Genomic DNA, 10070 nt, shown 5'->3' on the forward strand with positions numbered 1-10070 from the left:
TCGCGTCCATCTGCTTTCCGCTTTTCCAACCCCACTTGACAGGAGGGTCGTCATGGCGCTAACCGACCTTACCACATTGCAGGCTGAAAACGCGCACTTACGCGAGCGAGTGGCGCAGCTTGCGCGTTTTCAACGCATCGTCGAGACGACCGATCAGCTCATCACGGAAGTTGACGCGCAAGGAGTATTTACGTATGTTAATCCGGCGGCGGCCTACTATTTTGGCTACCCGCCGGAAGAGGTGATTGGCCGGCAATCGCTCGATTTTCTTCACCCCGATGACCGCGAACGAGCGCAGCAAGCCTTTATTGAATGGGTGCAACGCGGTCAACGTACTGTAACCATCGAAAACCGTATTCTGCACCGTGATGGCCGCGTCTTCCACAAACAATGGGCGATCACCTTGCACTACGACGAGCACGGCCACGTCTGCGGCGCCACCTCTCTTTCCTACGACATTAGCGAACTGCAACAAGCTCGGCGATCGGCGATAGAGAGCCGGTTAATGTTACAAACTCGTGATTGACAACCTACCGCAAGCGGTCTTTTGGAAAGATCGCGAGGGCCGGTTTTTGGGCTGCAATCGGCACTTTGCCGCTGATGGCGGATTACAGACGGTAGAGGAGATTGTTGGGCGCACCGATTTTGACATGCCGTGGCGCGATCGGGCAACCGAGTATCGGGCCGACGATCAGATGGTGATGGAGCACGGCCCGAAATTGAACGTCGAAGAACCGCTGCGCCAAAGCGATGGTTCGGTGATCTGGCTGCGTACCGGTAAGATACCATTGCGAGACGATGGTGACGTGATTGGGATAATCGGCTTTTATGAAGATGTTACTGCCCTCAAGCGCCAAGAAGAGGAGCTGCGCACCTTTAAGCTCTTGGTTGAGAATGCGCCGGATGGGATTGCGATTGCTGATCTGAACCTGATTATTACATATGCCAACCCGGCGCTCTGTTCCATGTTAGGGCACGAAACATTGGTCGGGACATCAGTTGCAGAATTGATATACACACCGGATTTGGACAAACTGGCCAAGATAGCCGAACACGTCACCCAAGGGCAGACGCTGCGCGAAACGGTGCGCTACGTGCGCAGCGACGGAGCATTAGTAACCGTGCAAGCTTCAGCATTAGCCTTGCGCGATCGTTATGGCAATATGACCGGCTACGCTTCGCTTAATCGCGACATTACCGAGCAATTAGTCGCCGAAGAGGAGCTGCGCGCCAGCGAGCGGCGCAACCGGGCATTGCTTGAGGCAATGCCTGATCTGATGTTCTTGCTCAGCAACGACGGCGTCTTTCTCGATTACAAAACTGATCGCAGCGGCACCCTTATCGTGCCGCCAGAGGTGTTCTTGGGTCGCCGTGTCAGCGATGTGTTACCGCCAGCATTGTCCGAACAGGTGCTTTATCACATCGAGCAACTGCGCCGCACCGGTGAAATGCAATCGTACAGTTATCAGATTGACTTTGGCGATCACCTTGAGGAATATGAAGCGCGCATGGTCGCGAGTAATGATGATGTGCTGGTACTGGCACGCAATGTGACCGAACAACGCCGGATTGAACGTGAGCGGGAAGCGATGCAAGAGCAGGTGATCGCGGCCCAACAGGCAGCATTGCGTGAATTGAGCACGCCACTAATGCCAATTGCCGATGGCGTGGTGGCAATGCCCCTGATTGGCGCAATCGACAGCAGCCGCGCCCAACAGGTCATGGAGACGTTGCTCTACGGCGTAGCTGAACATCACGCACAGGTGGCAATTATTGACATTACCGGCGTGAAAGTGGTTGACACCCAAGTCGCCGGTGCGTTGATGCGGGCAGCGCAGGCGGCGCGTATGTTGGGCGCGCAAGTCATCTTGACCGGGATTAGCCCGGAAATCGCGCAGACCTTGGTGCATATTGGCGCGGAATTGCGCGAGGTGATCACCAAAGCGACGTTGCAAGAGGGGATTGATTATGCCCTGAAGCGGCGTATGCTAACAGCCCGCCAACCCGTAGCGAGAGCATAACCGGCAGCGGTTGCGTTTCTTCTGGTATAATCGCCATGGTATGCAACCGCTTGAGCTACAAACAGGCCAGCGCGTCGCGGTGGCCGGCACGATCCTCAATAACAGCGCGCGGACACTGGTCGTAACTCCCGTGCTGCACCAGCCCGTGGCAATTACTCGCGGGCAATTGTTGGTGCTGTGCGAACCGGTTGGGCCAACCGAGCGCGCTGAACATGCCTGCCGGATCGTCACCAAGACCATCCGCCAGACCTTTTATGAAAGCGACGCTACCAGCGCCGCATCGGCGCTGCGATTGGCGATTGTCGCCGCCAACAAAGCGTTGTATCAGGATAATATGCGCTGCGCGCCAGACCGCCGGATTACCGTAGGCGTGACGGCGGCAGCGTTGTTGGGCAACGATCTCTTTATTGCCCAAGTGCAGCCGGCGCAGCTCTTCTTGCGCACCGGCAACACATTGCGCGCTATTCCAACCCATCCGAGTTGGGATCCGGCCCAAGTGAATGTAGCGCATGTAGCGCTGACCGGAGCGCTAGGTGCCAGCCTGTTTGTCGAACCGGAGTTTTTCCGGGCCGTGGTGCAACCGGGAGACGCGCTGTTATTGAGCAGCAGCGCGTTGGTAACCCGGTTTGACCCACCAACGATGGCGGCCTTATTAGCTAGCGGCGACACAGCGGCGATACTAGACGCTGCTTATGAGCGGGCAAGCGAACTGGCGGCCATCGAACTGCTCGCGTTAACCTTCAAAGCGCCTCAGCCGCAACCGGTTGCACCACCGCCACCAGCACCCGCGCGCCGATTAGCGAACTGGTTCCGGCGCGCGCCCGATCTGCCAGCCCACCAACCTACACCGGCGCCTGATTCGCTGGCAGCGCCACCACCACAACCGACCTTCTCACCAAACCCGTTGCCACGCCCCGCCCCAATTGATCTCGGCGAACCCCTAGCCGAACGGGTTGCGCAACGGGCAACGCCGTTACCGCCGTCAAGCACGTTGGGCGAAGACCCGCCACCGCTGCCGATCGATCTTGGCGATACGTTGACCGATGCCCGCCCGTATGGCTTACGCCAGCTCGTGCGCCCACCATCTACAATGACGTGGCGCGAGCGACTAGCATGGCCATGGTTCGCACTCAACGACATTGTGCGCGAATGGCGGCGCGAGCGCCAACTACGCCGTAAATCGCTCACGGTCAGCAGTTACGTTCCACGTGGACGAGGCCTCACTTACCGGCGCACAGCGCCGCCCTTCCCGTGGCAGTTGTTGCTGATCACGGTGTTAGTGGTGGCTGGAGCCGTGGTATATGGAATGAATCTGTCGCAGCGCAATAACCTGCAATTAGCCACCGAATATCTGGTAGCCGCGGAAGAACGGGTAGCAGCGGTGCGCACCGCACCCAATGAAGTCGCCGCACGTGAGGCATTACAAATAGCCCAACAGGCGATCGAAGCAGCCCGCGCGAGCGCTGAGATAACAGTGACTAATCCGGGGTTATGGCTGCGCTTTGGCGAACTCGAACGCGAGTACGAACGATTGCTGGCCGCAGTGGATCGGGTGTCGTTCCTTGAACCGGTTGTACTGGCGCGACACCCGTTGCCGAATGGTGTGTTTACCACGGTAATTGTGCCGCCAGCCCTCAGTGGCGTGAGCGATCCCAACCGACTCGAAATCGTGCGCTACCTTTACGCGCTCGATAGCGATCGCGATGCAGCGCGATTGTACCGGATTCCACGCGATGGCGGCCCGCCAGAACCTTACCTCGAACCCGGCCAACCGGTTGGCGCATCAATTGTCGGGTCGCTGCGCGCGGCGCTCTGGCGAATTGATCAAGTAGTTGCCATCGATCAAGCGCCAAACGGGTTCGGCTACTATTTTCGCCAGAATGACACGTGGAACTACTCGAAGCTGGGGAGTTCGGAAATCTGGCCCACCCCAGAGCGGCTAGATGTGGAAGAGTACGCCGGCAATCTCTATGTGTGGGGGGCACAAGCAGGTGAGGTGTTGAAGTTTGCTTCCGGCCGTTACGGCGACACACCGGAATTTTGGCTCAACCCCGGCGTCACCCGCGATGCTGCTGTATTGTCTGCCATTGATATGGCAGTGGATGGCAGTATTTATCTATTGCAAACCAACGGGACGGTGTTGGTCTTTAGTTTCGGGCAACTGGTTGGTCAGATTGTGCCGGCCAACGTCTCACCGCTCATTACAGAAGTGACACGCTTTGTGATCACGGGCGCACCCGATGCCGGCTTTATCTTTATGCTCGAACCGGCCAACGAGCGTATCTTACAACTTGACAAGCGTACTGGCGCATTGATCCAACAACTTCGCGTGCGGGCTGATGGTGAGATCAACCTAAGCCAACTCACCGCGTTGAGTGTAGATACCAGCGGCGCGCGACCGGTGATCTACTTTGCCAGCGGCAACGTAATTGCGCGGGCGGAATTGCCGCCGCCACCGCGGAGTTTTCGAGACGAAGCGCAGCCATGAGTTGAACGCACCGGCGCGTAAAGGTGATGGGGTTCAATTGAATGATGCACAGCGACCTTTGGCGCAACACAGCCAGTATGGCAATGGTTCTCTGGCTCGTACTTGGGTTCTTCCTCGGCGGTTGCGGCGCAGTGGCACTCGATGAGAATGTTGGTCTAGGCGGCGTGACTCCCGAAGCGGTAGTTGAAAGTTTTCTCGAAGATATTAATGCTGCGCTGGCTGACCCCGCGCTCAACGAGGCAGCAACGCGACAGATGTGGGCCAACCGGCTCGCCAGCTATTTTGCCCCCAGCGAGCGCGCCGATCAGCGACAAGTCATGCGCGAGATGCTTGATGGGTTTGCCAGCGCAAACACCCGCCCGACACGCGGCAGCCGGGCCGAGGTAACAATTAGCTACGATCGCACCCGGGTGCTGCGCGCCGATGACCGCACCGCGTTGGTGAAGATCGCGAATGCCGTTATAACGGTGCGTTGGCGTGATAATGAGGGAAACCTGCTGCTTGAGCGTAACGGCGCTTTATTGCGACTAATCGGGCGAGAAGAAAGCAGCTTGCCAGTCATCCGGGTTGATGGTCGCTGGTATCTGACCGAGGCGGGATAAGACGACTAGCGCCATAGCGATCACTAAGGGCGGGTTTGAAACCCGCCCTTACACCTACATTCCAATGGTCATCTCTCGGGTGCACGTCACGCTGGCAGCGGATTAGGCCCACCCAGACCCATCTGCGGCGCATCGGGCTGGGCCGAGCGATCACTGCTGCGACCGTTTGGCGTTGTACCACCGGTCTTGCTCAGATCGAGCGCCAGCGGCTTCACCCGCCGGATCAGCTCTTCAAGCTGTTCGCCGTCGAGCGTCTCATACTCGATCAGCGCATTGGCCATATCGTCGAGCACAGCCCGGTTCTGAAGCAGGATCTGCTGCGCCGTCTCGTAGGCTTCACTGACGATCGCATGCACCTCTTCATCAATCTGGCGGGCCACCTCATCGCCATAATTGCGCTGCTCACTAATCTCGCGGCCAAGGAAGATAAGCTCTTCCTTCTCGCCGAAGACAATCGGGCCAAGGCGCTGGCTCATCCCGTAGCGAGTCACCATTGCGCGGGCGATGCGGGTCACCTGCACTAGATCGCCGGAAGCGCCGGTCGTCACCTCTTCACTCCCAAAGACAATCTCTTCGGCAACCCGACCACCCAGCGAGACGGCCAGCCGCGCCTTGAATTGCGAGACCGTGCGCAGGCTCAGGCTATCTTCATCGGGCAGGAAGAGGGTATAACCACCGGCCTGCCCACGCGGGATGATCGTCACCTTCTGCACCTTGTCGGCCTTGGGAATAGCTGCGCCGACAATCGCATGCCCAGCCTCGTGATAGGCCACCACCAACTTCTGGCGGTCGGTCATCACCCGCGAGCGACGCTCAGGGCCACCGATCGCGACGCGCTCAACCGCATCTTGGAATTCAGCCATGCTAATCTTGCGCTTTGAGCGACGCGCAGCCAGAATTGCCGCCTCATTCACCACGTTCATCAGATCAGCGCCAGAGAAGCCGGGAGTCTGGCGAGCGATCACTTCGAGGTTGACATCCTCAGCCAGCGGCTTACCCTTGACGTGAACCTTCAGAATCTCGATCCGGCCCCGCACATCGGGCGCATCGAGCACAACCTGCCGGTCGAAGCGGCCGGGGCGCACCAACGCCGGGTCGAGCACGTCAGGCCGGTTGGTGGCAGCAATCACGATCACGTTGGTATTGGTATCAAAGCCGTCCATCTCAACCAGAATTTGGTTGAGCGTCTGTTCACGCTCATCGTGCGAACCACCTAAGCCAGCACCGCGCTGGCGGCCCACGGCGTCAATTTCGTCAATAAAGACGATGCAGGGAGCGTTCCGCTTAGCCTGATCGAACAGATCGCGGACGCGCGAAGCGCCAACGCCGACAAACATTTCGACAAACTCGGAGCCAGAGATGCTAAAGAAGGGCACCCCTGCCTCGCCAGCTACCGCCCGCGAGAGCAACGTCTTACCGGTGCCGGGCGGGCCGACCATGAGCACGCCGCGTGGAATGCGCGCACCGAGGGCAGCGAACTTATCTGGGAACTTGAGGAACTCAACCACCTCGGCCAAATCTTGCTTGGCCTCTTCTTGGCCGGCAACATCGGCAAAGGTAATCGTCGGCTTATCGCCAGCAAACATACGGGCCCGGCTCTTGCCGAACGACATCGCCTGATTGTTACTGCCCTGCGCTTGGCGCATAAAGAAGACAAAGAAACCGATCAACAACAGGGTTGGCAAGAGAATGGTAAAAATGCTTAATAAGCCGCCCCACGCCGGCGCCGGCTGCACAATAACGTTAATCGTGCGCTGACCTTGCTCGTTGCGCAGCGGCACGCCATAATCGGCCAACAACCGCATTACACTATCAGCCGACTCAAGGCGCGAGCGGTACTTCTTGCCATCGTTATACGTCACCACAATCTGCTCATCGCCGGCTTGGGCTTGAATTTCGCGCACCAGACCAGCCTGAGCATCGGCAATCACATCAGCAATGCCTTTTTCTTCCGTCTGGCTTGCTCCCGGCCCTAGATACTGGAAGAACAGCGCCAGTGCAGCGACCAGAATGATGAGGTAGACAAAGCTATTCTTTAACCAACGATTATCACCCATACATCATCTTTCTAGAGGGGTTGCCTCAGTACCCGATTCTGATACCATGCTGGATCAGTCGATTCAGAGGGACATGCCCCGACTACGAGGAATTTTAGGTTGCACGTGACAACATGGTGTTACGCATGCCATCCGTATTGGAATTATAGCATCAGCCGATCGGCAGAGGCAAGGGAACAGATCACAGTCAGAATGTGATCTGGATCACATATATACGGATGGACGACCGGGCAAGCGGCGGTTCCATCCCAACGGTTAGTCAACCGACGGGTGATTAGGAGTCGCGCTGCCGTGCGTCTGGTAATGGTGCCGCACTGCCGTGCGGCTTGGGGACATTCCGGTGTGTTACGACAGGTAGACCTCGGGGCGCAGAACACCGATGAACGGCAAATTGCGATATCGTTCGGCATAATCAAGGCCATAACCAACGACGAAAGCATTGGGAATATTGAAACCGACATAATCAACTGGCACATCGGCGGTGCGGCGTTCAGGCTTATTTAGGAGAGTGCAGATGCGCAGACTAGCCGGATTGCGGCGTAACAGTTGACCACGTAGGTAGGCAAGAGTTAAACCACTGTCGATAATATCTTCGACAATAAGCACATGGCGATTAGTAATATCGGTGTCAAGGTCTTTGATCAGGCGCACGACGCCAAATGACTCAGTACTGGTGCCATAGCTGGCAACAGCGATAAAGTCGATGGCTAAGGGCAAATCGATCGCACGTGCGAGATCGACCATAAACATTGCACACCCCTTCAACACCCCCACTAAGAGCAGGTCGTGGAGCGGGCGATAAGTGGCGGTGATTTCGGCGGCAAGCTCGGCAACGCGCTGCTTGATCTGTTCCTCGGTAATCAATACATAGTCAATGTCTTGGCGCATACTTACTCCTGTTTCGTAGCGGGAGCAACCATTCCGATCCACATTGTAGCCTGATTTGGTTCAACTGCGGCAATCCCAGCAGCGACGCGCAACCCTGCCAGCCAGAGGATCTGACCGTCGGCAGCGACGAGCAACGGCCAACCATCACGCAACGCGCGCGGTACGTGCAGATCGACAAAGATATCTTGCACACGACGACTGCCGGGCGCACCGGCGGGGCGCATACGGTCGCCGGCGCGGCGCGGGCGCAGCGAGAGTGGGCCAACCGCAGGGCGGGCCAACCCTAGCCACCAGCGATCGAGGTGAGCAGGGGGATAATCCTGCACGACACATTGCCAGCCGTTGGTCAACGGCACGCTGCCATTGTCAGGCAACGACACGGGTTCGGCAATCTGCGGCACGGAAGACGGTTCGGCGGTAGGCAAGCGCAGCGTTACCACCTGTTGATCACAAACGAGCGTCACTTGCGGGGTAAGCCGCATCTGGCTGCCAGCGTGCCCGGCCACCAGATACAGGGCCGCATCAATTTGGGCAAGGCTCGGCTCTTCATCGCCGAGTTCGGCGATCGCGCGGCGCAGGGCATAGCGGCGCAATGATGGATGCAACGCGCGCAGAGCAGCGCGGTCAAATGCAATGAGACCACGCCGCTGCTCGGCGATGAGCAGCGGCCACTGTGCCGCCAGCGCCTGTTGGATAAAATCGTAGTCTTCGGCGCAGATGCGGGCGGTCCGGCCAAGCGCAGCGGTAATATGCCGGTTTTCGGCGGCCAGTTTTGGTAACAATTGATGGCGGATGCGAGCACGTAAGGAGTGTAAGTTATGGTTTGTCGGGTCTTGGCGAGGAGTAAGACCGTGGTCAGCACAATAGGCAGCGAGCGCAGCCCGCCTGATCGCAAGCAGGGGGCGGAGCAATGGCGGGCCATGGAGCGGCGCTTGGCCCGCGGCAATAGCCGGCGCGGCCCATTCCGGCCACTCGACGCGCGGTCGCATACCGCGTAAGCCAGCTGGCCCCGCGCCGCGCAACAGATGCATCAACACCGTTTCGGCCTGATCATCGGCTTGATGAGCAACGAGCACCGCATCGACCTGCTCGACAGTAGCAGTCCGAGCAAGGAACGCATAGCGAACCGCACGCGCCGTCGCCGCCGTTGTCCCCGCCGGGAGGTTTGCCGACTCAACGATGACGCGCAGCCCCCATGAAGTCGCTGTTGCCACCACGAACGCTGCATCTGCCGCCGACTCGGCCCCGCGCAACCCGTGATCGAGGTGAGCGACGATTGGAACCGGCCCGCCAGTCATGTGCAGCGTGTAGAGCATGTGGAGCAGAGCGAGCGAGTCGCCACCACCGGAAACGGCTACTAACAAGCGGGTTGACGACTGCCCGAAACCTTCAGTACACAGAAACTGGCGCAGGTGATTGAGCATAGATCAGCGGCTATTTTCAATTGCAGGGGAAGGTAGTTAGGCAGCGTGGGTTTGAACTGAAACGCCGGTGAGCAATGCTCACCGGCATTGTGGTGCCGGAGGCGGGATTCGAACCCGCGACCTAACGATTATGAGCCGTTTGCTCTACCGCTGAGCTACCCCGGCACAGCTCCCAAGTGTATCACTGATGTGAGCATTAGTCAAGCGTCGGCCTCACCTCCCTATCATTGCATAGAGGGCCGGCAGAGGCGGGTTTCAAAGCCACCTTCCCCGCTCTGCTACACCATTGCGCAATTCCCCCTCACCCCCCTCTCCCCGCTGGGGAGAGGGGCACCCTTGTCTTGGCGAGAAGGCGCCCCCCCGATACAATCGCCACCTTCGTCTGCCCCAGCACCTCGCCCGGCGCGCCCCCTCACCCCCCTCTCCCTGCTGGGGAGAGGGGCACCCTTATCTTGGCGAGGAGGCGCAGCGCGTAGCGGTAGGGGCGGGTCTGAGACCCGCCCCTACCGGCACCGGACGCAGCACGTAACGGCACACTGCTGTGCGCTCCTACGGGGTATCAGGCTCAAGAGGTGCTCCGACGATACATC

7 protein-coding genes and 1 tRNA gene are annotated in these 10070 nt (G+C 58.7%); 4 read left to right on the forward strand and 4 right to left on the reverse strand.

Annotation, left to right across the window (positions count from 1 at the left end):
- The first annotated feature begins 52 nt into the window (after nt 1–52).
- The 4 genes from Q1A59_RS15810 to Q1A59_RS15825 all read left to right on the forward strand — a co-directional run bounded on the left by Q1A59_RS15810 (nt 53) and on the right by Q1A59_RS15825 (nt 5111).
- Nucleotides 53–526, forward strand: coding sequence for a PAS domain S-box protein (locus Q1A59_RS15810; protein WP_299645220.1), 474 nt, complete (start codon nt 53–55; stop codon nt 524–526).
- A complete protein-coding gene (locus Q1A59_RS15815; protein WP_299645221.1) occupies nt 519–2021 on the forward strand; it encodes a PAS domain S-box protein in 1503 nt (500 codons plus the stop codon). The genes Q1A59_RS15810 and Q1A59_RS15815 overlap by 8 nt, the downstream gene beginning before the upstream one ends.
- A 40-nt stretch (nt 2022–2061) precedes the next feature.
- A complete protein-coding gene (locus Q1A59_RS15820; protein ID WP_299645222.1) occupies nt 2062–4509 on the forward strand; it encodes a PP2C family serine/threonine-protein phosphatase in 2448 nt (815 codons plus the stop codon).
- A gap of 77 nt (nt 4510–4586) precedes the next feature.
- Entirely contained in the window at nt 4587–5111 is a 525-nt protein-coding gene (locus Q1A59_RS15825; RefSeq protein ID WP_299645223.1) for a hypothetical protein, read from the forward strand.
- 86 nt (nt 5112–5197) lie between these two features.
- Here the strand turns inward: Q1A59_RS15825 and ftsH are convergent, their stop codons facing one another.
- The 4 genes from ftsH to Q1A59_RS15845 all read right to left on the reverse strand — a co-directional run bounded on the left by ftsH (nt 5198) and on the right by Q1A59_RS15845 (nt 9645).
- Nucleotides 5198–7168, reverse strand: coding sequence for an ATP-dependent zinc metalloprotease FtsH (gene ftsH / locus Q1A59_RS15830; RefSeq protein WP_298400678.1), 1971 nt, complete (start codon nt 7166–7168; stop codon nt 5198–5200).
- Nucleotides 7169–7513: 345 nt separating this feature from the next.
- Nucleotides 7514–8056, reverse strand: coding sequence for a hypoxanthine phosphoribosyltransferase (hpt, locus tag Q1A59_RS15835; RefSeq protein WP_298400680.1), 543 nt, complete (start codon nt 8054–8056; stop codon nt 7514–7516).
- 2 nt (nt 8057–8058) lie between these two features.
- Entirely contained in the window at nt 8059–9480 is a 1422-nt protein-coding gene (tilS, locus tag Q1A59_RS15840) for a tRNA lysidine(34) synthetase TilS (RefSeq protein ID WP_299645224.1), read from the reverse strand.
- 90 nt (nt 9481–9570) lie between these two features.
- Nucleotides 9571–9645: transfer RNA gene (locus Q1A59_RS15845), tRNA-Met, on the reverse strand.
- Nucleotides 9646–10070 lie beyond the last annotated feature (425 nt).

It is taken from the genome of uncultured Chloroflexus sp. (assembly GCF_937951745.1).
Taxonomy (GTDB): domain Bacteria; phylum Chloroflexota; class Chloroflexia; order Chloroflexales; family Chloroflexaceae; genus Chloroflexus.